At 69.7% G+C, this 26667-nt stretch carries 17 protein-coding genes; 8 read left to right on the forward strand and 9 right to left on the reverse strand.

All coding sequences use genetic code 11. The features are described from left to right. The 9 genes from AC07OC_RS03025 to AC07OC_RS03065 all read right to left on the reverse strand — a co-directional run bounded on the left by AC07OC_RS03025 (position 1) and on the right by AC07OC_RS03065 (position 9871). A complete protein-coding gene (locus AC07OC_RS03025) occupies positions 1-933 on the reverse strand; it encodes a LysR family transcriptional regulator (RefSeq protein ID WP_218338534.1) in 933 nt (310 codons plus the stop codon). A gap of 23 nt (positions 934-956) precedes the next feature. After that, positions 957-1424 carry a CopD family protein gene (locus AC07OC_RS03030; protein ID WP_218294934.1) on the reverse strand — a complete coding sequence of 156 codons (468 nt, stop codon included), beginning with the start codon at positions 1422-1424 and terminating at the stop codon, positions 957-959. Between the two features lie 112 nt (positions 1425-1536). Next, on the reverse strand, positions 1537-1851 hold the full coding sequence (locus AC07OC_RS03035; RefSeq protein WP_218338535.1) for a hypothetical protein: 315 nt from the start codon (positions 1849-1851) through the stop codon (positions 1537-1539). A gap of 31 nt (positions 1852-1882) precedes the next feature. Beyond that, complete coding sequence (locus AC07OC_RS03040; protein ID WP_218294936.1) at positions 1883-3247, reverse strand: sensor domain-containing protein; 1365 nt, start codon at positions 3245-3247, stop codon at positions 1883-1885. A gap of 199 nt (positions 3248-3446) precedes the next feature. After that, positions 3447-4310 (reverse strand): isocitrate lyase/PEP mutase family protein, encoded by an 864-nt coding sequence (locus AC07OC_RS03045; protein ID WP_218294937.1) that lies wholly within the window; start codon positions 4308-4310, stop codon positions 3447-3449. A gap of 73 nt (positions 4311-4383) precedes the next feature. Beyond that, positions 4384-5571, reverse strand: coding sequence for a 2-methylaconitate cis-trans isomerase PrpF (gene prpF, locus AC07OC_RS03050; RefSeq protein WP_218338536.1), 1188 nt, complete (start codon positions 5569-5571; stop codon positions 4384-4386). A 36-nt stretch (positions 5572-5607) separates the two neighbouring features. Then, the gene (gene acnD / locus AC07OC_RS03055) at positions 5608-8244 is read right to left on the reverse strand and encodes a Fe/S-dependent 2-methylisocitrate dehydratase AcnD (protein WP_218338537.1); all 2637 of its coding nucleotides are present in this window, start codon (positions 8242-8244) and stop codon (positions 5608-5610) included. Between the two features lie 53 nt (positions 8245-8297). Next, positions 8298-9470, reverse strand: a complete 1173-nt coding sequence (gene prpC / locus AC07OC_RS03060; protein WP_218338538.1) for a bifunctional 2-methylcitrate synthase/citrate synthase — start codon at positions 9468-9470, stop codon at positions 8298-8300. Further along, entirely contained in the window at positions 9467-9871 is a 405-nt protein-coding gene (locus AC07OC_RS03065; RefSeq protein ID WP_218338539.1) for an acyl-CoA thioesterase, read from the reverse strand. The genes prpC and AC07OC_RS03065 overlap by 4 nt, the downstream gene beginning before the upstream one ends. A 123-nt stretch (positions 9872-9994) precedes the next feature. On the opposite strand from AC07OC_RS03065, the gene AC07OC_RS03070 reads away from it, so the two are divergent. The 8 genes from AC07OC_RS03070 to AC07OC_RS03105 all read left to right on the forward strand — a co-directional run bounded on the left by AC07OC_RS03070 (position 9995) and on the right by AC07OC_RS03105 (position 26604). Next, a complete protein-coding gene (locus tag AC07OC_RS03070) occupies positions 9995-11479 on the forward strand; it encodes a short-chain fatty acyl-CoA regulator family protein (protein ID WP_218338540.1) in 1485 nt (494 codons plus the stop codon). Positions 11480-11728: 249 nt separating this feature from the next. Continuing rightward, positions 11729-14884: a bifunctional diguanylate cyclase/phosphodiesterase gene (locus AC07OC_RS03075; protein WP_218294944.1), complete on the forward strand. Its 3156-nt coding sequence runs from the start codon at positions 11729-11731 to the stop codon at positions 14882-14884. Between the two features lie 288 nt (positions 14885-15172). Next, positions 15173-18697 (forward strand): chromosome segregation protein SMC, encoded by a 3525-nt coding sequence (gene smc / locus AC07OC_RS03080; protein WP_218338541.1) that lies wholly within the window; start codon positions 15173-15175, stop codon positions 18695-18697. Positions 18698-18854: 157 nt separating this feature from the next. Further along, on the forward strand, positions 18855-19976 hold the full coding sequence (locus AC07OC_RS03085; protein ID WP_218294946.1) for a cell division protein FtsZ: 1122 nt from the start codon (positions 18855-18857) through the stop codon (positions 19974-19976). A gap of 8 nt (positions 19977-19984) precedes the next feature. Beyond that, the gene (locus tag AC07OC_RS03090) at positions 19985-20452 is read left to right on the forward strand and encodes a GNAT family N-acetyltransferase (protein WP_218294947.1); all 468 of its coding nucleotides are present in this window, start codon (positions 19985-19987) and stop codon (positions 20450-20452) included. Then, positions 20445-22532: an NAD-dependent DNA ligase LigA gene (gene ligA / locus AC07OC_RS03095; RefSeq protein ID WP_218338542.1), complete on the forward strand. Its 2088-nt coding sequence runs from the start codon at positions 20445-20447 to the stop codon at positions 22530-22532. Before AC07OC_RS03090 ends, ligA begins: the two co-directional genes overlap by 8 nt. A 28-nt stretch (positions 22533-22560) precedes the next feature. Next, the gene (locus AC07OC_RS03100; protein ID WP_218338543.1) at positions 22561-24909 is read left to right on the forward strand and encodes a penicillin-binding protein 1A; all 2349 of its coding nucleotides are present in this window, start codon (positions 22561-22563) and stop codon (positions 24907-24909) included. 885 nt (positions 24910-25794) lie between these two features. Next, a complete protein-coding gene (locus AC07OC_RS03105) occupies positions 25795-26604 on the forward strand; it encodes a hypothetical protein (RefSeq protein ID WP_218366890.1) in 810 nt (269 codons plus the stop codon). The last annotated feature ends 63 nt before the right edge of the window (positions 26605-26667 follow it).

Here is a 26667-nt window from a genome sequence, read left to right on the forward strand (position 1 = left end):
TCAGCCCGCAGGCGGGTGGGAGCCGGGGGCCTGTGGCAGCGGGGCGAAGCTGCGCACCATGGCATCCGCGAACTGCTGCACCAGGGGCGCTGCGTCCTGGCGCCACAAGACCAGCACCGCCGTGCGGTGACCCGTGCTCCCGGCCAGTGGGCGCACGGGCACACCCGGCGGTGCCCATGCCGCCAGCGATTCGGGCATCACCGCCACGCCAAAACCTCCCTGCACCAGGGCCAGCTGCGACCATTTGCGCGAGCGTACCCGCGCGCTGCGCGGCTCGAACCCGGCCGCCCGGCACAGCTGGGCCACGTGGTGGCTGAGGCCGCCCCGGTCCAGGTGGGGCGTGGCCACGAAGGACTCCCCGCGCAAGTCGCCCAGTGCGATCTCGGGCGCTTGCGCCAGCGCATGGCCGGGGGGCAGGGCCACCACCAGCCCCTCGGTGTACAGCGGCTCATAGTGCATGCCGGGGTAGCGGCGCAGCACCGGCGCGCGCGCCAGGCCCATGTCGGCGCGCGCCTGGGCGATGTCGGGGGCCTGGTGCTCGGACGAGGATTGCGATACCTCGACCGACACCCCCGGGTGCTGCGCCAGATGGCGGCGCAGAAAGGACTGCAGCGCGGGCGTGAGCGGCACCGAGCTGGCATGCAGCAGGTGCACCGTGCCCTCGATGCCGCGCTGCGCATCGCGCGCGTTGACGGCGGCCTGCTGCAGGTCGGCGAGGATGCGGCGCGCGTCGGCATACAGCGACCGCCCCGCGGGGGTGGCCTGCAGGTGCCGCGTGCCGCGCTCGAGCAGGGGTACCTGCAGCGCCTGTTCCATGTCCTTGACCTGGCGGCTCAGCGCCGACTGGGCGATGAACAGCCGCTCGGCCGCCAGGCTGAAGCTGCCCGCGTCCACGATGTCCACGAAGTAGCGCAGCTGCTTGTGCGTGAGCATGGGCAGGAAGCGGCGGCGCGCCGTCAGGCCAGCAGGGTGACGACGATCGTGACCACGCCCAGCGCCAGATTGACGCCCACCCAGCTGCGGATGCTGGCGAGGGCCTGGCCGCCGGCAGGCCAGTCCGAGGCGGCCACCGCACGCTGCAGGCGCCTGAACAGCGCGAAGCGGATGTGGCCGAAGATGGCCATCATCACCAGGCCCAGGGTGGCCATGACGGTCCAGTCCAGCGGCATGGAAAACGAGCCGCCGGCCTGCACGGCCTGCCTGGCCACGCGGCCGATCATCCACAGCCCGCTGGCCAGCACGACCACGACGGCCACCGACACCGCCGCGAGAAAGCGCTGGAGCACGTCGTGCATCAGCCGCACGCGCTGCGCGGGCTCCAGCGACTGCGCGGCGGGGCGCAGGAAGAAATGCGCGAACACCATGCCTCCTATCCACACCACGATGGACAGGACATGGGCGAGCTTGAGGGCGTTGTAGAGCATGGGGGCGGGGCCGTAGGCCGTGGGTGAAGGGCGCGGGTGCGAAAGGCGCATTGTGCAGCGACATCGCCGCCAGCCGCCGGGGGGCGTGGCGCAGCGGCTTGCCGGGCGGTGGCTAGTGCCCCGCCCGGTGGCCCCGGGCCGGGCGCAGGCTTCGCACGGCGCGCAGCAGGGCCGGCCCCGCCAGGGCGAGCGCGAGCAGCCCCCAGGTGGCCAGGTAGCACCAGCTGGCTGGGCCTTCGCGGCCCATGCTTTCGATGCCGGTCGTGCGCTCCAGCCACGACCAGAACGGAAAGGCCGCGAACGTGAGGACCATCGCCACCGGCAAGGCCAGCACGGCAAGGCCCAGCCGCTTCAGCAACTGCAGGGCCGCCGCGCGGCGGCGGGGCGTGGGCGCGGCGCAGGTGTCGCCGGGGCGTGGGGCGTGCATGGCGGTCCGGTGGTGCGGGCGGCCCAGGCCGCTACGGGCCCCTGTCCGCGCGGGGCTGCGGCGCAAGCCGCACCTGGTTGCCCCCGTTTTTCTTCGAGAGGTACATGGCGGCGTCGGCGTGGCCCAGCAGGTGGTGCACCTCGCTGCCGTGCTCGGGGTGCAGGGCCACCCCGATGCTGGGGTGGATCGCCAGCCTCGTGCCCTCCAGGTCGAAGGCCTGGCCGAATGCCGCCAGGATCTTTTCGGCCACCGCCGTGGTGTGCCCTTGCGCGGGGCCATGCTCGAGCAGCACCACGAACTCGTCGCCGCCCAGGCGGGCCACGGTGTCGGAGCCGCGCACGCATTCCAGCAGCCGCTGCGCCACCCGCTGCAGCAGCAGGTCGCCCATGGCATGGCCCAGGGTGTCGTTCACGTCCTTGAAATGGTCCAGGTCGATGAACAGCAGCGACAGCTGGCCCTGGTCCCGCCGGGCGCGGGCGAGGGCGGTCTTCAGTCGGTCCAGGAACAGCTGGCGGTTGGGCAGGTGCGTGAGCTGGTCGTACTGCGCCATGTGCTCCAGGCGCTCGTGCATCTGCTGGCGTTCGATGGCGGCCGCGACCTGGGTGGAGACGAACTGCAGGAGCTCCTTGTCCTTGTCGGTGTAGCGGTACTGCCCGGTATGGCTTTGCAGCACCAGCGCGCCGATGGCGCCCTGCGGTGTCTGCAGCGGCACGCCCAGCCAGTACAGCGGAAGGTGTTCGTGCGGCACCTCCACGGGCAGCCCGGCCCGCGTGGTGGGCGTGAGCAGCAGGGTGCTGCCGTTGCGGATGACCTCGGCGCACAGCGAATCGCGCACCAGCGCCATGGGGGCGGGCATGGGCAGCCCGTCGCTCACGTGGTAGGGAAAGCTCAGAGCGCCGTTCTCGCGGTCGTACAGCGCCACCGAAAAATCGGTGGCGGGCAGCAGCTGCCCGACGGTGTGGTGGATGCGCCCGAACAGCGTATCCAGGTTGGGCGCTGTCTGCGCCGCTTCGGAGATCGCGTAGATCGCCCCGCGCATGGACTCGGTGAACTTGCGTTCGGTGATGTCGTGGGCCACGGCCAGCCGCAGCTGCCGGTCGGGCAGCCAGCGCGCCGTCCAGCGGATGTGCGCGACGGTGCCGTCCTTGCGCACATAGCGGTTCTCGAACTGAAGCTGCAGATGGCCCTCGGTCACGCTGCGCGCCTGGCGCTCGGTGGCCTCGAGGTCTTCGGGGTGGACCATGTCCAGCATGCGCCGCCCCACCACCTCCTGGGGCGCATAGCCAAAGATGCGCTCGAAGGCAGGGCTCACGAACACGATCCGGCTGTCGGCTTGCACGATGCAGACGGCATCCAGCAGCAGGTCTACGATGTTCGCGGAAGAAATGCTTTGCATTGGCAGGGCGCGCACAAGGTACGGAAAACCCATTGTGCAGCGCGGCCCGCGGCTGTGCCGTGGCGTGTGCGTAAAACGCTACGCCGTCGCGCGCTGGCTTGACGCCCGCGGATTGGCCGCACCGCGTGGCGTCAGGCCGTTTGATTGCTATTGAATATGTAGCTGCTTGCGCTTTTGCAGCAAGCGCCAGGACTGCTTTTTATTGGTATTTGCGCTCCAGCGCATCCCATTCGGGCTTGCGCACCAGGCGCTGGCGTTCTGCAAAGGGCGCGACCAGGGCGGGGTCTTCGTCGATGCGCCGGGTTTCGCGCAGCACCGCCAGCGCCTTCTGCATGCCGGCCACGGCACCTTGCAGCGCGGCATTGGCGTACAGCACGATGCCGTAGCCCAGGCCCGCCAGTTCCTCGGCGCTGACGATGGGGGTCTTGCCGCCGATCACCATGTTCATGAGCTGGGGCCTGTCGGCCAGGCGCCGGGGCAGGGTGCGGATTTGCTCGGCCGTGGTCACGGCCTCCACGAACAGGATGTCGGCGCCGGCCTCGCCGTAGCGCTGCGCGCGCTCCACGGCGGCTTCGAAGCCCTGGGTGGCGCAGGCGTCGGTGCGGGCCAGGATCAGGGTGTCCGGGTCGCGGCGCGCGTCCACCGCCGCCCGGATCTTGCCCAGCATCTCCTCGGTGGAGATGACCTCCTTGCCGTTGAAATGCCCGCAGCGCTTGGGGCTGACCTGGTCTTCGAGCTGGATGCAGTCGGCGCCCGCGCGCTCCAGCGTGCGCACCGCATGGTAGGTATTGAGCGCGTTCCCGAAGCCGGTGTCGGCGTCCACGATGAGCGGCAGCTCCACCGCGTCGCGGATGCGCGCCGTGTGGTCGGCGATGTCCGTGAGGCCCATGAAGCCCTGGTCGGGCAGGCCGAACCACATATTGGTGACGCCCGCGCCGGTGACGTAGAGAGCCTCGAAGCCCAGGTCGGCCACGACGCGGGCGGAGAGGGCGTTGAACGCGCCGGGCACGAGGATGCCGCGGCGGGCTTCGGCCAGGGACTTGAGTCGCTGCTTGGTGTTCATCATTTTCTTCTTCGCTGTTGGTTCAATGGCGGCACGCAGGCGTGCCGCACTTTTCCTGAAACCGCGCCGCCGCTCAGGGGACGGGCACCCTGACCCAGCCTTCCATGAGGATGCGGGCGCTGCGGCTCATCACGGCCTTGGTGACCTGCCACCGGCCGTCGACCTGTGCGGCCTCGGCGCCCACGCGCAGCGTGCCGGACGGGTGTCCGAAGCGCACGGCACCGCGCGGGCCGCCGCCCGCCGCGAGGTTGACCAGCGTGCCCGGGATGGCGGCGGCGGTGCCGATGGCCACGGCCGCCGTGCCCATCATGGCGTGGTGCAGCTGGCCCATGGAGAGCGCCCGCACGAGCAGGTTCACGTCCTGCGCCTCGACGCGCCTGCCGCTGGAGGCCGTGTAGCCGGCGGGCGGTGCCACGAAGGCGATCTTGGGCGTGTGCTGGCGCGTGGCGGCCTCGGCCAGCTCCCGGATCAGGCCCATCCTCAGCGCGCCGTGCGCGCGGATGGCCTCGAAGCGCGCGAGCGCCTGCGCGTCGCCGTTGACGGCGGCCTGCAGCTCGGTGCCGGTGCAGCCGATGTCCCGGGCATTGAGGAAGATGGTCGGTATGCCCGCGTTGATCAGCGTGGCGTGGAAGCTGCCGACGCCCGGCACGTCCAGGCGGTCGACCAGGTTGCCCGTGGGGAACATCGCGCCGCCGTCCTCGCCCTCGTCCGCCGGGTCGAGGAATTCAAGCTGTACCTCGGCGGCCGCGAAGGTCACGCCGTCCAGCTCGAATTCGCCCGTCTCCTGCACCTGCCCGGCGGCCATCGGCACGTGCGCCACGATGGTCTTGCCGATGTTGGCCTGCCAGATGCGCACGGCGGCGGTGCCGTCGCGCGGCACGCGCGCCGCATCGACCAGCCCCATGTGGATGGCGCAGGGCCCCACGGCGGCCGAGAGGTTGCCGCAGTTGCCGCTCCAGTCCACGAAGGGCTGGTCGATGGAGACCTGGCCGAACAGGTAGTCCACGTCATGGCCGGGGCGCGTGCTGCGGCTGAGGATCACGGCCTTGCTGGTGCTCGACGAGGCATTGCCCAGGCCGTCGATCTGCTTGCCATAGGGGTCGGGGCTGCCCAGCACGCGCAGCAGCAGCGCGTCGCGCGCGGCGCCGGGCTGCCGGGCCGCCTCGGGCAGGTCCTGCAACTGGAAAAAAACGCCCTTGCTGGTGCCGCCTCGCAGGTAGGTGGCGGGGATCCGGATCTGTGGCGCAAAGAGTGTCGTCATGTCGGATTTTTCAAATTTGATAGCAGTCAGCGCTTGTCATGACTGCGCCAGGGGCTGTTTTTGCTTGACATTCTGGGCCAGGAAGTCCTGGGCGAAGCGCTGCAGCACGCCGCCCGCTTCGTACACGGAGACTTCCTCGGCGGTGTCCAGGCGGCAGGCCATGGGCACGTTCACCACCTCGCCATTCTTGCGCCGGATGACGAGCATGAGCGTGGCGCGTGGCTGCGGCTGGCCTTGCACGTCGTAGGTTTCGGTGCCGTCGAGCCCCAGGGTCCGCCGCGTGGTGCCGTCCTTGAACTCCAGCGGCAGCACGCCCATGCCGATCAGGTTGGTGCGGTGGATGCGCTCGAAGCCCTCGGCCACCACGGTTTCGACGCCCGCCAGGCGCACGCCCTTGGCGGCCCAGTCGCGGCTGGAGCCCTGGCCGTAATCGGCGCCGGCGATGATGATCAGCGGCTGGCGGCGGTGCAGGTAGGTTTCGATGGCCTCCCACATGCGCATGACCTGGCCTTCGGGCTCCACCCGGGCGAGCGAGCCCTTGCGGACCTGGCCATCCACCACGGCCATCTCGTTGACGAGCTGCGGGTTGGCGAACGTGGCGCGCATGGCGGTGAGGTGGTCGCCGCGGTGGGTGGCGTAGGAGTTGAAGTCCTCCTCGGGCAGGCCCATGCTGTGCAGGTACTCTCCGGCCGCGCTGTCGGGCAGGATGGCGTTGGAGGGCGAGAGGTGGTCGGTGGTGATGTTGTCCGGCAGGAGGGCCAGCGCCCGCATGCCCTTCAAGGTGCGCGGGTTCGCGGCCAGCGCGCCCACGCCTTCGGTGTCCCAGTAGGGCGGGCGGCGGATGTAGGTGGACTGCGCCCGCCAGCCGTACTGCGGCGATACGCGCTGGCCGTCGTCGTGCCGGATGGCGAACATCGGTTCGTACACGGCGCGGTACTGTGCGGGCTTCACGGCGGCCTTCACGACGGCGTCGATTTCCTCGTCGGCGGGCCAGATGTCCCTCAGGCGCACGGGCTTGCCGTCCACCACCGTGAGCACGTCGTTCTCGATGTCGAACCGCACCGTGCCCGCGATCGCATAGGCCACGACCAGCGGCGGCGAGGCCAGGAACGCCTGCCGGGCATAGGGGTGGATGCGCCCGTCGAAGTTGCGGTTGCCCGAGAGCACGGCGGCCGTGTGGAGGCCGCGGCCGATGATCTCCTGCTGGATGGCCGGATCGAGCGCACCGCTCATGCCGTTGCAGGTGGTGCAGGCGAAGGCCACGATGCCGAAGCCCAGCTTTTCGAGGTCCTGCAGCAGGCCGGCTTCCTTCAGGTACAGCTCCACGGCCCTGGAGCCGGGGGCCAGCGAGGTCTTGACCCAGGGCTTGCGCGCCAGGCCCAGCCGGTTCGCATTGCGGGCGAGCAGGGCGGCGGCGATCACGTTGCGCGGGTTGGAGGTGTTGGTGCAGCTCGTGATGGCCGCGATGATCACGGCGCCGTCGGGCATCGTGCCTTCTTCCGGCGTGGGCATGCGCCAGGCGCCCGCGATGCCCTTGGCCGCCAGATCGGCGGTGGCCACGCGCGCATGCGGGTTCGACGGGCCCGCCAGGTTGCGCACCACGCTGGACAGGTCGAACTCCAGATGGCGTTCGTACACGGCCTCCCTGAGCGAGTCCGACCACAGGCCGGCGTGCTTCGCGTAGGTCTCGACCAGCCTGACCTGCTCCGCCGCGCGGCCCGTGAGGGTCAGGTACTCCAGCGTCTGCGCGTCGATGCTGAACATGGCGGCGGTGGCGCCGTATTCGGGGGCCATGTTCGAGATGGTCGCGCGGTCGCCAATGGTCAGCCTGGCCGCGCCTTCGCCATGAAACTCCAGGTAGGCACCCACCACCCTGGACTTGCGCAGGAACTCGGTCAGGGCCAGCACCACGTCGGTGGCGGTGATGCCGTCCTGGCGCTGGCCGGTGAGCTTGACGCCCACGATCTCGGGCAGGCGCATCCAGCTGGCGCGGCCCAGCATCACGTTCTCGGCCTCCAGGCCGCCCACGCCGATGGCGACCACGCCCAGGGCATCCACGTGCGGCGTGTGGCTGTCGGTGCCCACGCAGGTGTCGGGATAGGCCACGCCGTTGTCCGCATGGACCACGGGCGACATTTTCTCCAGGTTGATCTGGTGCATGATGCCGTTGCCCGCGGGGATGACCTGGACGTTGGAAAACGCTTTTTTCGTCCACTCGATGAAGTGGAACCGGTCCTCGTTGCGGCGGTCCTCGATGGCGCGGTTCTTTTCGAACGCATGGGGGTCGAAGCCGCCGCACTCCACGGCCAGCGAGTGGTCCACGATGAGCTGCACGGGCACCACGGGGTTCACCTGGGCCGGGTCGCCGCCCTGGGCCGCGATGGCGTCGCGCAGGCCCGCCAGGTCCACCAGCGCGGTCTGCCCGAGGATGTCGTGGCAGGCCACGCGTGCCGGAAACCACGGAAAGTCCCGTTCGCGCCTGCGTTCGATGATCTGCACCAGGCACTCGCCGACGATGGCCGGGTCGGCCCGGCGCACGATGTTCTCGGCGTGCACGCGCGCGGTGTAGGGCAGGCGGTTCCAGGCGCCGGGCTGCAGCGCCTCGACGGCTTGGCGGGCGTCGAAATAGTCCAGATCGGTACCGGGCAGGTTCTTGCGGAAGAGGGTGTTCATGGCGTGGGGCGGGCGCGGACGGTGGCACCGTCCGTCGCCGCTGGGGGGCGAATTTACTTGCGGTCCTGGATGGGCACGAACTGCAGGTCGTCCGGGCCGGTGTAGTGCGCGCTCGGGCGGATGATCTTGTTGTCGATGCGCTGCTCGATGATGTGCGCCGCCCAGCCGCTGGTGCGCGCGATGACGAACAGCGGCGTGAACATCGCGGTGGGCACGCCCATCATGTGGTAGCTCACGGCGCTGAACCAGTCGAGGTTGGGGAACATCTTCTTGGCCTCCCACATCACCGACTCCAGCCGCTCGGCGATGTCGAACATCTTGGTGCTGCCGGCATCCTCGGAGAGCTGGCGCGCCACGCGCTTGATGACCTCGTTGCGCGGGTCGCTCACGGTGTAGACCGGGTGGCCGAAACCGATCACCACCTCCTTGGCCTCCACCCGGCGGCGGATGTCGGACTCGGCCTCGTCGGCGTTGTCGTAGCGCTTCTGGATCTCGAAGGCCACCTCGTTGGCGCCGCCGTGCTTGGGCCCGCGCAGCGCGCCGATGGCGCCGGTGATGCACGAGTACATGTCGCTGCCGGTGCCGGCCACCACGCGCGCGGTGAAGGTGGAAGCGTTGAACTCGTGCTCCGCGTACAGGTTCAGCGAGGTGTGCATGGCGCGCTCCCACGCGGCGGGCGGCTTTTGGCCGTGCAGCAGGTGCAGGAAGTGCGCGCCGATGGAGTCGTCGTCCGTCTCCACCTCGATGCGCTTGCCCTGGGTGGACCAGTGGTACCAGTACAGCAGCATCGAGCCGAGCGATGCCATCAGCCGGTCGGCGATGTCGCGCGCGCCGGGCGTGTGGTGCCCGTCCTTCTCGGGCAGCACGCAGCCCAGGGCCGACACGCCCGTGCGCATCACGTCCATGGGGTGGCTGCTGGCGGGCAGCTGCTCCAGCGCCTCCTTCACATTGGCCGGCAGGCCGCGCAGCGCTTTCAGGCGTGCCTTGTAGCCGCGCAGTTCGGCGGCGGTGGGCAGCTTGCCGTGCACCAGCAGGTGGGCGATCTCCTCGAACTCGCAGACATCGGCGATGTCCAGGATGTCGTAGCCACGATAGTGCAGGTCGTTGCCCGTGCGGCCCACGGTGCACAGCGCCGTGTTGCCGGCGGTCACGCCCGACAGGGCGACGGATTTCTTGGGCCTGAAGCCCGCGGGTGCGCTGGTGCTCGGGGTTGCGGTATCGCTCATGGTGTCTCCATCGGGGAAAAAGGGGTGGGGCGGCCCGTGGCGTCCACGGCCACCATTTCAAACGTGCCGCACAGGGCGGGCAGGTGCCGCCCCGAGGCCAGGTCATGTGCCGCGCCTTCGACCTGCACGGTCATTGAGCTGGCACCGGTGCGCACCACGCGGGCCTGGAGTTCCAGCGCCTGCCCCTGGGGCACGGGCGCCAGAAAGTCCACGCCGCCGCAGCGCGCCATCACCACGGCGCTGCGCGCATGCCGGCTGGCCGTGACGAAAGCGGCCTGGCCCATGAGCAGCAGCGCCTGGCCGCCAAACAGGGTGCCGTAGTGGTTGGTGCGTCCGGGGAACACCATTTCGGTGAACGCCTGGGTGCCGGGGGGCTGGTGGGGGTGGGTCGCTTGGTGCATGATTCGCAATGTACGCACCCGGGATTCGCGGCACCACCCCTGAATCGGCGAATGATTGCGAAGTATTTCTGGATGATTTGCAAATATTGCAAATATTCATCTTCTTGACCCCTGGACCTTGCGATGAGAAAAACCTTCATGGGCGTGCGCCTGCGCCGCCTGCGCGAAGAACGCGGCATGACGCAGGTTGCGCTGGCACGCGCGCTGGACCTGTCGGCCAGCTACCTCAACCAGCTGGAGCAGAACCAGCGGCCCCTCACGGTGCCGGTGCTGCTCAAGATCAACGCGGTGTTCGGCGTGGATGTGCAGCGCTTTTCGGACGACGACGAGGCGCGCCTCATCACGGGCCTGCGCGAGGTGCTGGCCGACCTCCCCGCGGGCCTGGGCGGGGAGGGGGCGGGCGATGCCGTCTCGCTGGCCGAAATCCGGGAGCTGGCCGCCGGGATGCCCGCCGTGGCCCGCACCTTGCTGGCATTGCACCAGCGCCACCGGCAGGCCCTGGAGCGGCTGGAAGCCCTGGGCGCGCTCAATGCGCAGTGGGGCCTGGGCGACGAGCGCGGCATGCCGCCGCTGCAAGGCCACCCCCCCATGGCATACGAAGAAGTGCGCGACTTTTTCTTTGCCCGGCAGAACCATATTGCCGAGCTGGACGACGCGGCGGAGCAGTGCGCCGCCGATTGGTCGCTGCAGCCCGGGCGCTCGGACGAGGGCCTGGCGGAGCGGCTGCTGGCCGCCCATGGCGTGCGGGTGGGCAGCGCGGCGGATGCACTGCCGGGCAATGCGCAGCGCGTCTTCGAGCCCGGGACGCGGGTGCTGAAGCTCGCCGCGGGGCTGGAGCCGGGCCAGCGCGCCTTCCAGATGGCGACGCAGCTGGCGTTCCTGGAGCAGGGGCCGCTGCTGCGGCGCATCGCCGACGGCGCGGGACTGTCCGGCGACCAGGCCCGGGCGCTGGCGCGCATCGGCCTGGCGAACTACTTTGCGGGCGCCCTGGTGCTGCCGTACACGGCCTTCCTGCGCGCGGCCGAAGCCGTGCGCTACGACCTGGACCGGCTGGGCCACCAGTTCGGCGTGGGGTTCGAGACGGTGTGCCACCGCTTGTCCACCCTGCAGCGGCCCAGCGCGCGCGGGGTGCCGTTCTTCTTCGTGCGGGTGGACCGGGCGGGCAACATCTCCAAGCGCCAGTCGGCGACGCACTTTCACTTCAGCAAGATCGGCGGCACCTGCCCGCTGTGGAACGTGTACGAGGCGTTTGCCCAGCCCGGGCGCATCGTGCCCCAGCTGGCGCGCATGCCCGACGGCCGCGCCTACCTGTGGGTGGCGCGCACGGTCTCGCGCGGCGGCGGCGGCTGGGGGGCGCCGGGCAAGGAGTTCTCGGTGGCGCTGGGCTGCGATGTCCGCCACGCGCCGCAGCTGGTGTATTCGCAGGGGCTGGATCTCGCGAACCCGTACGGGGGCGTGCCCATCGGCATGGGCTGCAAGGTGTGCGAGCGCGACGCCTGCCCGCAGCGCGCGTTTCCTCCCATTGGCCGGGCGCTGGACGTGAACGAGAACTGGAGCCGGTTCGCGCCGTACCCCGTGGCCGACAGCCGCACGGGGCCGGCGTCCTGACGCAGGTTATGAAATGTGCTCATCAATTCATAGCTGCTGGCGCATGAGGGTGTTGCGCTGACGGCACTTTCCACCAAATAACTCATTGGTAACCAGTTGTTCTGCCGCAGGTTGCTCCAAAGGGCTGCGGATTGCCGCTATCCTGCGCCTTGCGGCCGGGCCCTGGCGCGGCCAACAACCCACCGCAACACCACCCACCACCACGGCCCAGACGCTGTTCTGATTCTGCATGCCCACCCGTTTCCTGCCATGGCTTCCTTGACGCCAGACGGTCGCTATCGGCACTGGCTGGCCGGGCTGGGCGTGGCCGTGCTGGGCGTGGCGGTCAGCCTGTGGCTGGCCTGGCAGCAGGCCGACTCGGTGGCCCAGGCCGGGCAGACCCGGTTCATGCAGGAGGCCCGCGCGTTCGCCGACGCGCTGAGCCAGCGGATCGAGGGGCATACCGAAGTCGTCAACGGCCTGCGCGGCCTGTTCACGGCCAATCCGCACCTGACCCGCGCGGAGTTCGAGCGCGCGGCGAGCGACCTGGAAGTGGGCCAGCGGTATCCCGGCGTGCGCAACCTGTCGTTCACCCGCTGGGTGCCGGGCGCCGAGCGAGCCGCCTATGAAGCCCGGGTGCGCGCCGACACCTCGCTGTCCACCCACGGCTACCCCGACTTCGCCATCCGGCCACCGGGCGAGCGGGCCGAGTATTTCGTGGCCGAGTACCTGTGGCCCATGGCGGGCAATGAAAGCGTGCTGGGCCTGGACATCAGCGCCCAGCCCACCAACCTGGCCGCCATGCAGTACAGCCGGGACAGCGGCCACACGGTGGCCTCGGCCCCGTTCGACCTGCTGCAGGAGGACAAGCACCGCGCGGGCTTCGTGATCCGCGTGCCGGTGTTCGACTACACGGCGGGCACGCCGGAGCCGCGCTTCCTGGGCGCGGTGGCGTCCACCATCCGGGTGTTCGACCTGGTGCAGGCGCTGGGGAGCCAGGGCCTGCTCAACGGCATTGCCGTGTCGATGGAGGACCATGGCTCGGTGCGCGCGGGCTCCACCGACACCACCGTCCGGCCCCTGCTGGCGCAGTCGTCGGCGGCGCTGCCCGATGCGCAGCCGTTTGTGCGCGACCTGCTCGTGCACGACCGGCGCTGGCGCCTGACCTTCCATCCCGCGCGCTCGTTCCTCTCGCCGTCCGAGGCGCGGCTGCCGGTCCTGGCGGGGCTGGGGGGCATCCTGGTGTCCCTCCTGCTGGCTTCCACGGTCGGGCTGCTGGTGCGCCAGCGCACCATGGCGCTGGTGCGCGCGCAGGCGTCGGACGAGGCCCGCCACGAGAGCGAGGAGCGTTTTCGCGCCCTGTTCAACCAGGCCAGCGTGGGGGTCGCGCTGCTGGACACCTCCACCGGCCGGTTCCTGCGCGCCAACCAGCGCTATGGCGACATCGTGGGCTACAGCCCCGAGGAGATGCAGGAGCTCAACATCCGGGCCATCACGCACCCCGACGACCTGGAGACGGACGCGCAGCACCTGGAGCGCCTCAAGTCAGGGGAGGTGCCCGAATACCGGCTGGAAAAGCGCTACATCCACAAGCGCGGCCATTCGGTGTGGGTCGACCTCACCGTGTCGCCGATGTGGGTGCCCGGGGCCACGCCCGACCACCACATCGCCGTGGTGCAGGACATCACCTCGCGCAAGCGCATGGAGGACACCCTGCGCACCAACGAACACCGGCTGCGGGGCATTCTGGAGCGCCTGCCCATGGGCCTGTGCCTGGTGCAGCCCGACGGGCGCATCAGCTTTCGCAACCAGCGCTACGTGCAGATCTGCGGGTACACCGAGGCCGAGGTGCCCGACGTGGACACCTGGTGGGAGCGCGCGTTCCCGGAGCGCGAGGAGCGCGAAACCGTGCGCCAGGGCTGGCGCGAGGCGGCGCAGAGCGCCCAGGCCGGCGACGGCGTGATCCCCGGCGCCGAGTACCTCATCCGCTGCCATGACGGGCAGCTGCGCCCCGTCGAAGTCTCGGGGGTGCAGGTGGAAGGCGGGCACCTGGTCACCATGCAGGACCTGAGCCAGCGCAAGGCGGCCGAGGAGGAGATCAACCACCTGGCCTACTACGACCCGCTCACGCGCCTGCCCAACCGCCGCCTGCTCATGGACCGGCTGCAGCAGGCGCTGGCCACCAGTGCCCGCCACGGGCGCAGCGGCGCCTTGCTGCTGCTCGACCTGGACAACTTCAAGACACTCAATGAAACCCGGGGCCATGACAGCGGCGACCACCTGCTGCTGCAGGTGGCGCACCGCCTGCGTGGCTGCGTGCACGAGGACGACACCGTCGCCCGCCAGGGAGGCGACGAATTCGTCGTGGTGCTGGAAGACCTGGGCGACAACCCCGAGGAGGCCGCGGCCCGCAGCGAAGAAGTGGGCCAGCGCATCCTGGCCACCCTGCGCGAGCCCTACATGCTCAACGGCACCGCGCACCACAGCTCGCTGAGCATGGGCGTCACCATCTTCAGCGGCATGCGCGAGACCGTGGACGAACTGCTCAAGCGCGCCGACCTGGCGCTCTACCAGGCCAAGAACGCCGGCCGCGACACGCTGCGCTTCTACGACCCCCAGATGCAGGCCGCCGTGAGCGCACGGGCTGCGCTGGAGCGCGACATGCGCATTGGCCTGGCGCAGGGCCAGTTCGAGCTGTACTACCAGCCGCAGATCGACCGGGGCCGCATCACCGGTGCCGAGGCGCTGCTGCGCTGGCGCCATCCACGCGACGGTTTTGTCTCCCCCGCGCATTTCATCCCGCTGGCGGAGGAGACAGGCTTGATCCTCCCGCTGGGCGAATGGGTGCTGCAGGTGGCCTGCGGGTGCCTGGCCCGCTGGGCCGCGCAGCCCGAGCTGGCCGTGCTGAGCCTGGCGGTGAACGTGAGCCCGCGCCAGTTCCACCAGGGCGATTTCGTGGCCCAAGTCCTGGCCGCGCTGGCCAGCTCGGGCGCCCAGGGGCACCAGCTCAAGCTGGAGATGACCGAGGGCCTGCTGCTGGACGACGTGGAAGACACCATCGAGAAGATGGGCCAGCTCAAGGGCTACGGCGTGGGCTTCTCGCTGGACGACTTTGGCACGGGGTACTCGTCGCTGGCCTACCTCAAGCGCCTGCCGCTGGACCAGCTCAAGATCGACCAGAGTTTCGTGCGCGACGTGCTCACCGACCCCAACGACGCCGCCATCGCCCGCACCGTGGTGGCGCTGGGCACCAGCCTGGGCCTGCGCGTGATCGCCGAAGGGGTGGAAACCGAGGCCCAGCGCGAGTTTCTGGAGCGCCACCACTGCCACGCCTGGCAGGGCTACCTGTTCAGCCCGCCCGTGCCGGTGGCCGAGTTCGAGGCGCTGGTGCGCAAAACGAATGGGACGGGCGCGCAGCACGCGTAGCCCTGGCACACCGGCCCGCACCAGCCCGCCCGCCACCCTGCCGGTACAGAGTTTGTCAAAATAGATAGCATGAAATCAAGGCGGGATAAGTGCAATAGCTGGTTTTTGCCAAATGTTTGCGCTGCACCCCGGCCGTGTGCCCCTGCCCGTCAGCCGGGGGCCGGGGGGCTGCAGGCGGCGCGGTATCATTCCGCCCTTGCTGCGGCCTGGGTGTTCCGGCCTGGAACGTCCGCCTGGCGCCACTTTTGCACCCCCGCCTTCATTCTCTTTTTGCCCGTTCCCTGACCCGTGCGTCTTACCTCGATCAAGCTTTCCGGTTTCAAGTCGTTCGCTGAACCCACCAATTTCATGCTGCCCGGGCAACTGGTCGGTGTGGTGGGCCCGAACGGCTGCGGCAAGTCCAACATCATGGACGCGGTGCGCTGGGTGCTGGGCGAGAGCAAGGCCAGCGAGCTGCGTGGCGAGTCCATGCAGGACGTGATCTTCAGCGGCACCACCACCCGCAAGCAGGCCAGCCGCGCCAGCGTGGAGCTGGTGTTCGACAACTCCGACCACCGCGCGGGCGGCCAGTGGGGCCAGTACGGCGAGGTCGCGGTGCGGCGCGTGCTCACGCGCGACGGCACCAGCAGCTACTACCTGAACAACCAGCCCGTGCGCCGCCGCGACGTGCAGGACGTGTTCCTGGGCACGGGCCTAGGGCCGCGCGCCTACGCCATCATCGGCCAGGGCACCATCAGCCGCATCATCGAGTCGCGCCCGGAGGAACTGCGCCTGTTCCTCGAAGAAGCCGCTGGTGTCTCCAAGTACAAGGAGCGCCGCCGCGAGACGGAAAACCGCCTGTCGGACACGCGCGAGAACCTCACGCGGGTCGAAGACATCCTGCGCGAGCTGAACGCCAACCTCGAAAAGCTCGAAAAGCAGGCCGAGGTGGCCGCCAAATACAACACCCTGCAGGCCGACGCCACGCTCAAGCAGCACCAGCAGTGGTTTTTGAAGCGCGCCGAGGCCGAAGAGCAGCAGAACAAGGTGCGCCTGGACGGCCTCCAAGCCGTCAACGACCTCGAATCCCGCATGGCCGACCTGCGCGCCGTGGAGTCCGACCTTGAAACCATCCGCCAGGCCCACTACGCGGCCGGCGACCAGGTGAACCAGGCCCAGGGCCGGCTGTACGAGGCCACGGCCGAGGTCGGCAAGCTCGAAGCCGAGATCCGCTACGTGATCGAAGGGCGCCAGCGCGTGGAGCAGCGCCTGGTCACGCTGGCAGAGCAGATCGCCCAGTGGCAGGCCCGCAAGGAAGAGGCCGATATCGAACTCGAAAACCTGGCCGGTGCCGGTGTGGACGCCGAAGAGCGCGCCGAGATGCTGGCCGCCCAGGTCGAAGAGCAGGCCATGCAGCTGCCCGACCTGGAAGAAGCCCTGCGCCAGGCCCAAAGCCGCACGGCCGAGCAGCGCAGCAGCGTGGTGCAGGTGCAGCAGCAGATTGGCGTGCTGGCCGCCGAGCAGCGCAGCATCGACGAACAAAGCCGCCAGCTCGACAGCCGCTTCGAACGCCTGCGCACCGACCGCAATGCGCTGGCCGCGCCCGATGAAGCCCGCCTGACGAACCTGCGCGAGCAGCTCGAAGAGGCGCAAGAGATCGCCGAGACCACGGCAGCCCGACTGCACGAGCTGCAGGAGTCCGTGCCCCAGCTGGATGACGACCGCCGCGCCCGCCAGCAGGCCGTGAACACCGAAAGCGCGCGCCAGGCCGACCTGTCGGCGCGCATGGAAGCGCTCAAGGCGCTGCAGGAAAAGGTCAAGACCGACGGCAAGCTGCGCCCCTGGCTGGCCAAACACGGGCTCGACGGCCTGCAAGGCCTGTGGAGCCGCATCCACATCGAGCCCGGCTGGGAAAACGCGCTGGAAGCCGCGCTGCGCGAGCGCCTGGCTGCGCTGGAAGTGGGGCGCCTGGACATGGTGCGTGGCTTCCTGGGCTCTGGCGGCACCGACGCGCCGCCCGCGCGCCTGGCCTTCTACAGCGCTCCCGCCGCGGGCCACCCCGAAACCTCGTCACCCCACGCCCGCCTGTCGGACCTGCTGCGCCTGAACGATGCCGGCCTGCGTGCCGTGCTCACCGACTGGCTGCAAGGCTGCTACACCGCGCCCACGCTGGACGAAGCCCTGGGCCGCCGCGGCACGCTGCAACCCGGGGAGGTGGTGTTTGTTCCTACCGGCCATGCGGTCAGCGCCCACAGCGTGAGCTTTTACGCGCAGGACTCCGAGCAGTCCGGCATGCTGGCCCGCGCGCAGGAGATCGAGCACCTCGAAAAAGAATTGCGCGCGCAGGCGCTCATCGCCGAAGAATCGCGCACGGCCCTGGTGCGGGCCGAAGCCGCGTACGCCGATGCCTCGCAGCGCCTCGTGGTCGCGCGCCGCGAAGCCACCGAAACCCAGAGCCGCGCCCACGAGCTGCAGGTCGAGACCCTGCGCCTGACCCAGCTGGCCGAACAGACCCGCGCGCGCAGCCAGCAAATCGACGGCGACCTGGCCGAGGTGGAGGCCCAGCTGGCCGACCTGCAGGAACGCCGCGTGGCCGCCGAGGCGCGCTTTGAAGAACTCGACATGCAGCTGGCCGACAGCCAGGAGCGCGAGGCCCAGCTGGGCGACCGTGTGATCGAGGCCGAGCGCAAGCTCACCGCCTGCCGCGAACAGCAGCGCACGCTGGAGCGCCAGGCACAAGAGGCCACGTTCTCGCAGCGCAGCCTGGAGGCGCGCCGCGCCGAACTCAACCGTTCCATCGAAACCGCCACGCAGCAGGCCACGGCCCTGGCCGACGAGCAGCAGCGCGCGCGCGATGAGCTGGCCCGCCTGTCCGACGCCGCCGCGCAAGGTGGCCTGCAGGCCGCCCTGGAGGTGAAGATGGAGCGCGAAAAAGCGCTCGGCGCCCAGCGCAGCGAATACGACGACCTCACCACCAAGCTGCGCGCCAGCGACGAGCGCCGCATGCAGCTCGAACGCGCGCTCGACCCGCTGCGCGCCCGCATCACCGAATTCCAGCTCAAGGAACAGGCGGCGCGCCTGGGCCTGGAGCAGTACACCACCTTGCTGGCCGACGCGCAGGCCGACCTCGAGGCCGTGGCCCAGTCGATCACCGACGGCAATGTGCGCGTGGGCGGTCTGCAAAGCGAAATCGACCGCCTGCACCGCGAGATCGCCGCCCTGGGCGCTGTGAACCTCGCCGCGCTGGACGAACTCAAGCTCGCCAGCGAGCGCAAGGTCTTCCTCGATGCGCAGACGGCCGACCTGACCGAGGCCATGAACACGCTGGAAGACGCGATCCGCAAGATCGACGGCGAAACACGCCAGCTGCTCTCGGGCACCTTCGACACCGTGAACGCGCACTTTGGCCGCATGTTCCCCGAGCTGTTCGGCGGCGGCCAGGCCAAGCTCATCATCACCGGCGACGAAATCCTTGATTCCGGCGTGCAGGTGATGGCGCAGCCGCCCGGCAAGAAGAACCAGACCATCCACCTGCTGTCGGGCGGCGAGAAGGCTCTCACGGCCATCGCGCTGGTGTTCGCCATCTTCCAGCTCAACCCGGCGCCGTTCTGCCTGCTGGACGAGGTGGACGCGCCGCTGGACGACGCCAACACCGAGCGTTACGCCAAGCTGGTGTCCAGCATGAGCAAGGGCACGCAGTTCCTGTTCATCAGCCACAACAAGATCGCGATGGAAATGGCCGAACAGCTGATCGGCGTGACCATGCAGGAGCAGGGCGTGTCGCGCATCGTGGCCGTCGATATGGAGTCGGCCCTCTCCATGGCGGAAATATGAGCACCCCCCTGAGGCGCTTCGCACCTTCCCCCCAGGGGGACGACGCCCTTGCTGCGGGGCGGCCCTTGCTCGGCGTCTCGCGCACAGGCCGCGCGCATTTTCACCGCGGCGGCCCTTGCGCCATGCAGCGGATAGCCGTTAGCCGAGAATTTCTTTTATGAGCACATTGCAACTGAGTCTGGCCATCATCGGCGGCCTGGTGCTGGCCCTCATCGTGGCCTACAACACCTGGACCTCGCGCCGCAACGCGCCCAAGCGCGCCTTGCCGCCAGAGCCGGAACGCGAGCGCGCGGCCGAGCCCGCGCTGCGCCAGGAGCCAGGTTTCGAGGCGGGCGCGGCCGCCGACCTGCCCCCCGGGGACTTCCACGGCCTGGACCGCGGGCCCGAGCCTTCCGAGCACACGGTGGATGCCAGCGAGGCCCTGCAGATGCCCGTGCCGCCGTTCTCGCTGGAGCGCCGCCCCGGGCTGGACCCGCTCATCGACGTGATCGCACCGCTGCAGCCGGAGGTGTCCGTGTCCGGCGATGCCGCGCTGGCGGCGCTGCCTCCCACGCGCCGGGCCGGCAGCAAGCCGTTTGCGATCGAAGGCCTGAACGAAGCCACCCAGCAGTGGGAGACGCCGGCGCCCGGCCAGCGCTACCAGAGCTTCCAGGCGGGCGTGCAGCTTGCCAACCGCATGGGCGCGCTCAACGAGATCGAGTTCTCGGAATTCGTCGTCAAGGCCCAGGCGTTTGCGGACGCCATCAATGCCGCCCCCGATTTTCCAGACATGCTGCAGGAAGTGGCCCGCGCCCGCGAGCTGGACCAGTTCGCCAGCGACCACGACGCGCAACTGGCCTTCATGCTGCGCGCGCGCCAGGCCGCCTGGAGCCCCGGCTACGTGCAGCAGAACGCCGCGCGCGTGGGCTTCGTGCCGGGCGCCATGCCCGGGCGCCTGGTGCTGCCGGCCGGCGCGCAAGGCCTGCCGCCATTGCTCACGCTCGGCTACGACACGCAGGCGGCACTGGCCGAAGACCCGGACCAGTCCGCCATCCGCGACATCACCCTGAGCCTGGACGTGGCGCAGGTCCACCGAACCGAACAACCCTTTGCGCGCCTGCGCGAGGCCGCCGCCGCGCTGTGCGAGGCCATGGACGGCGTGCTCTGTGACCAGAATGGCCAGCCGCTGCCTGCCATGGCCATGGACCCGATCGCCTCGGACCTGGAGCTGCTGTACGACCAGCTCGACGGGCGCGACCTGTCGGCGGGGTCGGTGCTGGCGCGCCGGCTGTTCAGCTAGGCCGCCGCATGAGCGCAACGCTGGTCCGGCTGGCGCACGAGGCCGATCACGGCGCCGTCAGGGCGCTGTACCGCGAACTGCGGCCCCAGGACCCTGTGCTGGGCGACGATGCATCGCTGGACAGCTTTCGCGCCGTGTTGCGGTCCCCCAGCGCGCGGCTGGTGGTGGCGCTGCGGCATGGCGAGGTCGGCGCGACCTGCATGCTGGCGCTCGTGCCCAATTTCGCCAGCGCCGGGATGCCCATCGGCGTCGTCGAGCATGTCATCACGGGCGGGCGCTTCCGGCGCCAGGGGCTGGCCCGGGCAGCGCTGGAGTTCGCCCTGGACGCGGCCTGGGCCCTGAACTGCTGCAAGGTTTTCCTGCTGTCGGGCGCGCAGCGCGCGCAGGCCCACCGGCTCTATGAATCCGTGGGCTTCGCGGGCGGCAGGGAACTGGGGTTTGTCAAAAGGAATCCCAGCTTGGGCCACCATGACTGAACAATCAGAACTTTTTTCGGCCGCAGCGCAGACCAGCCAAGCGCAGGCAGCTATCAAAATCAAAGCGCTGCGCGAGCAGCTCCACCGCTGGGCGCACCAGTACTACGTGCTGGACGAGCCCACCGTGCCCGATGCCGAGTACGACCGCGTGTTCCGGGAGCTGCAGGCCCTGGAGACGGCGCACCCCGACCTCATCACGTCCGACTCGCCCACGCAGCGCGTGATCGGGGCGGTGATGGAAGGCCTCACGCCCGTGCGCCACGCGGTGCCCATGCTCAGCATCCACACCGAAACCGACACCGAGGCCACCGGCGCGCAGGCGTTCGATGCGCGCGTGCGGCGCGAGCTGGGCCTGGCGGAATCGGACCCCGCCATCGAGTACGTGGCCGAGCCCAAGTTCGATGGCCTGGCCATGAGCCTGCGCTATGAAAACGGCCGCCTCGCGCAGGCCGCCACGCGGGGCGACGGCGAGGTGGGCGAGGACGTGACGCATAACATCCGGACCATTCGCCAGATACCCCTGACCTTGCCCGAGGGCGTGCCCCCGCTGCTCGAAGTGCGTGGTGAGGTCTACATGCGCCGCGCTGATTTCGATGCGCTCAACGAGCGGCAGCGGGAGCAGGGCGGCAAGACCTTCGTGAACCCGCGCAACGCCGCAGCCGGCGCGGTGCGCCAGCTGGACTCGAACATCACCGCCCAGCGCCCCTTGAGCTTTTTTGCGTATGGCCTGGGCGCCGTCACGCCGCCCGGCGAGGGAGGGCCGGTGTTCCGCACGCACTACGAGATGCTGCAGACCCTGAAGTCATGGGGTTTTCCGGTGGCGGCGCAGGTGCAGATTGCGGCGGGTGCTGCGGAATTGGTAGCATTTCACCAGCAGGTGGGCGGCAGCCGCGATGCGCTGCCCTACGACATCGATGGCGTGGTCTACAAGGTCAACTCGCTGCAGCTGCAGCGCGACCTGGGCTTCAAGACGCGCGAGCCGCGCTGGGCCGTGGCGCACAAGTACCCGGCGCAGGAGATGGCCACCAAGATCGAAGGCATCGACGTGCAGGTGGGCCGCACCGGCAAGATCACGCCCGTCGCGCGCCTCGCGCCCGTGTTCGTGGGAGGCGTCACCGTCACCAACGCCACGCTGCACAACCTGTTCGAGATCCGCAAGAAGGGCGTTCGGGTGGGCGACACCGTCATCGTGCGCCGCGCGGGCGATGTGATTCCCGAAGTCGTGGGCGTGATGCCGGGCAACCGGACCGGCTACGTGCCCAACTTCAAGATGCCCAAGGCCTGCCCCGTCTGCGGCAGCGCCGTGGTGCGCGAAAAGGGCGAGGCCAACCACCGCTGCACGGGCGGCCTGTTCTGCGCCGCGCAGCGCAAGGAGGCCATCCTGCACTTCGCCGCGCGCCGCGCCATGGACATCGAGGGGCTGGGCGACAAGCTGGTGGACCAGCTGGTGGACACCAATGTGATCCGCACGCTGCCTGACCTGTACCGCCTGGGCCTCACCTCCCTCATCGCGCTGGAGCGCATGGCCGAGAAGTCGGCCCAGAACGTGCTGGCCGCGCTCGAAAAATCCAAGCAGACCACCTTGCCGCGTTTTCTGTTCGGCCTGGGCCTGCGCCACGTGGGCGAGGCCACGGCCAAGGACCTGGCGCGGCACTTTGGCACGCTGGACGCCATCATGGACGCCAGCGTGGAGCAGTTGCTGGAGGTGAACGATGTGGGCCCGGTGGTGGCGCAGAGCCTGCACACGTTCTTCCAGCAGCCGCACAACCGCGAGGTGGTCGAGCAGCTGCGCGCCTGCGGCGTGACCTGGCCCGAGGGCCCGGTGGCCGAACGCGCCCCGCAGATCCTTGCCGGCAAGACCGTGGTGCTGACCGGCACCCTGCCGACCTTGAGCCGCGACGCGGCCAAGGACATGCTGGAAGCCGCTGGCGCCAAGGTGGCCGGTTCGGTCAGCAAGAAGACCAGCTATGTGGTGGCGGGCGATGAAGCCGGCAGCAAGCTGGCCAAGGCCCAGGAGCTGGGCGTGCCCGTGCTGGACGAAGCGGGCATGCTGGCGCTGCTGTCGGGCCCGCGCGCCTGAGGCGCTCTCCCCTTACTCCGAGTTCTTGATGCGCACATTGCTGCTTTCCTTCCAGGCCCGCGCCGCGGCCCTGTTCCGCTGGCTGGCCGGCCTGTTTGCCTGGATGCCCCGCCCGCTGCGCCGCGCGCTGCTATGGTGCGCCCTCGCGCTGCCTGCCGCGGTGCTGGCGTACACCCTGGTCCTGATCCCGTTCACGCCCTCCATCAGCGACATCCGCAAGGCCAAGAGCGAGCTGCCCGCGCAGCTCATGTCGGTGGACGGAAAGCTGCTGGCCGAGTACCGCTGGGCCAATCGCGAATGGGTGGAGCTCGACAAGATTTCTCCGCATGTGGTGAACGCGCTCATCGCCACCGAGGACCACCGCTTCTACGACCACTTCGGCCTGGACTGGAGGCGCACGGTATCGTCGGTGGTGCACACGCTGCGCGGCGCCCCGCAGGGCGGCTCCACCATCACGCAGCAGCTGGCGCGCAACCTGTTTCCGGAGGAGATCGGCCGCTCGCGCGTGTTCCCCCAGGCCCTCACGCGCAAGCTCAAGGAGGCCATCACGGCGCTCAAGATCGAGTTGTCGTATTCCAAGGACGAGATCCTGGAAACCTACCTCAATACCGTGCCCTTCCTGTACAACGCGTTTGGCATCGAGATGGCCGCGCGCACGTACTTCGACAAGTCGGCCGACAAGCTCAATGTGCTGGAAAGCGCCACGCTGATCGGCATGCTCAAGGGCACGGCCTACTACAACCCCGTGCTCAACCCCGAGCGTGCGCAGGCCCGGCGCAACACCGTGCTGTCGCAGATGGTCAAGCGCGGCAAGCTGGAGCAGGCACAGTTCGACACGCTGCAAAAGCGCCCGCTGCGCGTCAACTTCGAGCGCCAGACCGAGGTCATGGGGCCCGCGCCGCACTTTGCGATCCAGCTGCGCAAGCAGCTCATCGACTGGGCCGACAGCAAGGGCTACAGCCTGTATTCGGATGGTCTGGTGATCCGCACCACCATCGACTCGCGCCTGCAGGCCTATGCCAATCAGGCCGTGGCGCGCCAGGGCCGCCAGCTGCAGGGCGTGGCCGATGCCGCCTGGAGCAAGCGCGATGGCTGGGGGCCCCAGAACGAACTGGTGCAGACCCTGGTGCGCGAAAGCAGCGAATACCGCGCCGCGCTGGACAAGGGGGAAGAGCCCGCCGAGGCGCTCAAGGCGCTCCTGGCCGACGACGCCTTCCTGCAGAAGCTGCGCCTCGAGAAAACGCGCGTGCAGGCGGGGTTTCTCGCGCAGGATCCCGTCACGGGCCATGTGCTGGCCTGGGTGGGCAGCCGCGACTTCGCCCAGGACCCCTTCGACCACGTGCAGGCGGCCCGGCGCCAGCCCGGCTCCACGTTCAAGCCCTTCGTGTACGGCGCGGCCTTTGCCAAGGGGGCATCGCCCGGCGACACGCTGATGGATGCCGCGGTGGAGATACCGCTGGGCGGTGGCCGCGTGTGGCGCCCCACCGACGGGCGCCCGCCCAGCGACGAGCCCATGACGCTGGCGGATGGACTGGCGCTCTCCAAGAACACCATCACCGCGCAGGTGATGCAGCAGGTCGGCCCCGCCCGCGTGGCCGAAGTGGCGCGGGCGCTGGGGGTGCGGCAGTCGCCGCTCGAGGAAGTGCCATCGCTGGCGCTGGGCACGAGCCCGGTCACGCTCAAGGAGATGATCTCGGCCTACAGCAGCATCGTGAACCTGGGGCGCTATGTGGAGCCGGTGCTCATCACCAGCATCGAGGACCGCCACGGCAAGGTGCTCGAGACCTTCGCGAAGCCGGTGCCCGAGGCGGTCTTCGAAGGCCGCGCGGCCCAGACGCTGCGCAACACCATGCGCGGCGCGGTGGACAGGGGCACCGCCACCGCGATCCGCTCACGCTATGGCATCCAGGCCGATGTGGCGGGCAAGACCGGCACGACGCAGGACAACACGGATGGCTGGTTCATCCTCATGCATGCCCGCGTGGTGGCGGGGGCCTGGGCGGGCTTCAACGATGGCCGCATCACGCTGCGCAGCGACTACTGGGGGCAGGGCGCCCGCAGCGCGCTGCCCATGGTGGGCGAGTTCATGCAGCAGGCGATCCGGGCCAAGGTGATCGACGGCCAGGAGCGGTTCTTCGATGAGTTCGACACCACCCCACCGCCCCCGCCGGCGGATAGCTCGCTCGGCGTCATGCGCGACTGGATACGCGGGCTGTTTGGCAGCGACACGGCACCGCCAGCACCGGTGCCCTCCGCGCCAGCAGCGTGGCCCCTGGGTCCTGCTGCGCCCCGGCCGCCTGGAGGCCAGGGCCTGCCTCCCGTCACGACCGATCCGGGCTATCCCCCGGCACCCGCCGAAGAGCGCGTGGGCGGCTGAGCACGGCTGCGGGCGGCTCGCGGTCCCGGCCGGGCCGGTCACTTTTTGCTGGCGCCAGCCCATGACCGCCGCTAGGATGCGCGGCGATGAAATTGTTACGTGTGCCGTCCCCGGGGGGGCATTTTCCGCAAATGTGCTTTGCCTGGGGCCGGGCGCTCCCGCCGGGTGCTTTTACGGGCCACCGGAGACCCGCCGTGACCCATTTCATTCATCCCTTCACCGCGGTGTGCCTGCAACCGGTCCTGTCGCCCTTGGCAGGGAGCGAAGCTCGCCGCGTCCCGCCCATCGTGCATCCACGACCCACAGAAAATGACTCCAAGACGCTTTCGTTTCTCGCTGCCGAGCTATGCCCTTGCTTGCGGTTTTGCACTGACCCCCTGCCTCGGCGGGGCCGCAGATATCCGGTTGACGCCTCCACCTGGCGGCGCCCTCGTGGTGACCGATTCGGCAACCCAGACCGTGCGTTTTCGCGTGGACGATGCGGGCAGGATCCGGATGCCCGGACTGGCTGGTGCGCCCGCACAAGGCAGCCTGCTCTGTTTTGAAAGCGCAAGCGGCGCGGTGGGAGGCTGCACGGCGGGCGTCGCCACGGGGCCGATGGGGCCCGCAGGGCCTGCCGGAGCGGCAGGCGCCCCGGGAACCCCGGGAGCGGTGGGCCCTGCAGGCGCGGCCGGTCCTGAGGGTGCCACCGGCCCCGTGGGCCCAGCGGGCGCCACGGGGCTGCAAGGGCCTGCAGGTGCGCAGGGGCCCGCGGGGCCCCAAGGGCCCGCAGGCTCCGTCGCGGCGTATGGTGATGGCTCCGCGGGGGCCTATACCGTGTCGATCGCCTCGACCATCGACCTGTCCACGACAGCAGGGTTCAACAGCCTTGGCGGACGGCACCACATGCAGTTTTCCACGATCGACATCGCGGGAGCGCTGACGCTTCCCAGCGGGACCGTGCTGCGCGCGACCGGCGACGTGACCATTTCCGGCTCCATCACCGTCCTTGAAGGGTCGCAAGGGGCCAGCAATGTCACGCCACACCCCGGTATTGCGCTGTCGTCACCCGGGACACCCCAAGGCGGTATCGGACTGCCAGCACTCTCTGCCGCGCGGCTCTTGAAACCGCCAGCCGCCGCGGGTGGGGCGGGTAGCCGGCCGAACGCGCAGGACACGGGTGGAGGCGGGGGCGGATCACTTGTGATCCTTGCCGGGGGCAATGTGACCGTCACCGCATCGGGCGTGATCAAGGCCAATGGCGGCAACGGGCAGAACGCCATGACCCAGGGCGCGGACGCCGCCGGGGCCGGTGGCGGGGCAGGAGGCGTGATCGTCATCGCGGCCGGCGGCGACATCACGGTGGCGGGCGCACTGTTGGCCAATGGCGGGCATGGCGGAAATGGCTTCAACGGCAACCTTGGCAACGCGGTGGGCGCGGGCGCGGGAGGTGGTGGTGGGGGCGGCATCATCCACCTGGTGGCGTCCTCCACGCCCGTGGTCACGGGATCGCTGCTGGTCAATGGCGGCGCGATGGGTCTGGACGATTTCTCGGGGGGATCGTCCCTTGCTGGAGGGGGCGGCGGGGCCAGCGGCGGAAACGGCGGCAACGCGGGCGTGGTGAATGCGTCGGTGGTTCAGCCGGCGCAGGCGGGCTTCAGCGGCCGCTCCATCCTCACCACCGTTCCTGCACCCTGGAACCTGTTTCTCCACTGAGGCAGGGTCGGCACGTCCGGCGGACCGGGGGCACGTACCCCCCGGGCTGGGCCGTCCAGGGGC

It is taken from the genome of Acidovorax sp. GW821-FHT10E04 (assembly GCF_059415185.1).

Bases quoted from the DNA above. Each gene is read 5' to 3' on its own strand.
- AC07OC_RS03100 (WP_218338543.1), top strand. From the start codon at position 22,561: ATGCGCACATTGCTGCTTTCCTTCCAGGCCCGCGCCGCGGCCCTGTTC.
- AC07OC_RS03090 (WP_218294947.1), top strand. From the start codon at position 19,985: ATGAGCGCAACGCTGGTCCGGCTGGCGCACGAGGCCGATCACGGCGCC.
- prpF (WP_218338536.1), bottom strand. From the start codon at position 5,571: ATGACGACACTCTTTGCGCCACAGATCCGGATCCCCGCCACCTACCTG.
- AC07OC_RS03030 (WP_218294934.1), bottom strand. From the start codon at position 1,424: ATGCTCTACAACGCCCTCAAGCTCGCCCATGTCCTGTCCATCGTGGTG.
- AC07OC_RS03035 (WP_218338535.1), bottom strand. From the start codon at position 1,851: ATGCACGCCCCACGCCCCGGCGACACCTGCGCCGCGCCCACGCCCCGC.
- prpC (WP_218338538.1), bottom strand. From the start codon at position 9,470: ATGAGCGATACCGCAACCCCGAGCACCAGCGCACCCGCGGGCTTCAGG.
- AC07OC_RS03065 (WP_218338539.1), bottom strand. From the start codon at position 9,871: ATGCACCAAGCGACCCACCCCCACCAGCCCCCCGGCACCCAGGCGTTC.
- AC07OC_RS03040 (WP_218294936.1), bottom strand. From the start codon at position 3,247: ATGCAAAGCATTTCTTCCGCGAACATCGTAGACCTGCTGCTGGATGCC.
- AC07OC_RS03085 (WP_218294946.1), top strand. From the start codon at position 18,855: ATGAGCACATTGCAACTGAGTCTGGCCATCATCGGCGGCCTGGTGCTG.
- AC07OC_RS03025 (WP_218338534.1), bottom strand. From the start codon at position 933: ATGCTCACGCACAAGCAGCTGCGCTACTTCGTGGACATCGTGGACGCG.
- acnD (WP_218338537.1), bottom strand. From the start codon at position 8,244: ATGAACACCCTCTTCCGCAAGAACCTGCCCGGTACCGATCTGGACTAT.
- AC07OC_RS03070 (WP_218338540.1), top strand. From the start codon at position 9,995: ATGAGAAAAACCTTCATGGGCGTGCGCCTGCGCCGCCTGCGCGAAGAA.
- AC07OC_RS03045 (WP_218294937.1), bottom strand. From the start codon at position 4,310: ATGAACACCAAGCAGCGACTCAAGTCCCTGGCCGAAGCCCGCCGCGGC.
- AC07OC_RS03075 (WP_218294944.1), top strand. From the start codon at position 11,729: ATGGCTTCCTTGACGCCAGACGGTCGCTATCGGCACTGGCTGGCCGGG.
- ligA (WP_218338542.1), top strand. From the start codon at position 20,445: ATGACTGAACAATCAGAACTTTTTTCGGCCGCAGCGCAGACCAGCCAA.
- AC07OC_RS03105 (WP_218366890.1), top strand. From the start codon at position 25,795: ATGCAGTTTTCCACGATCGACATCGCGGGAGCGCTGACGCTTCCCAGC.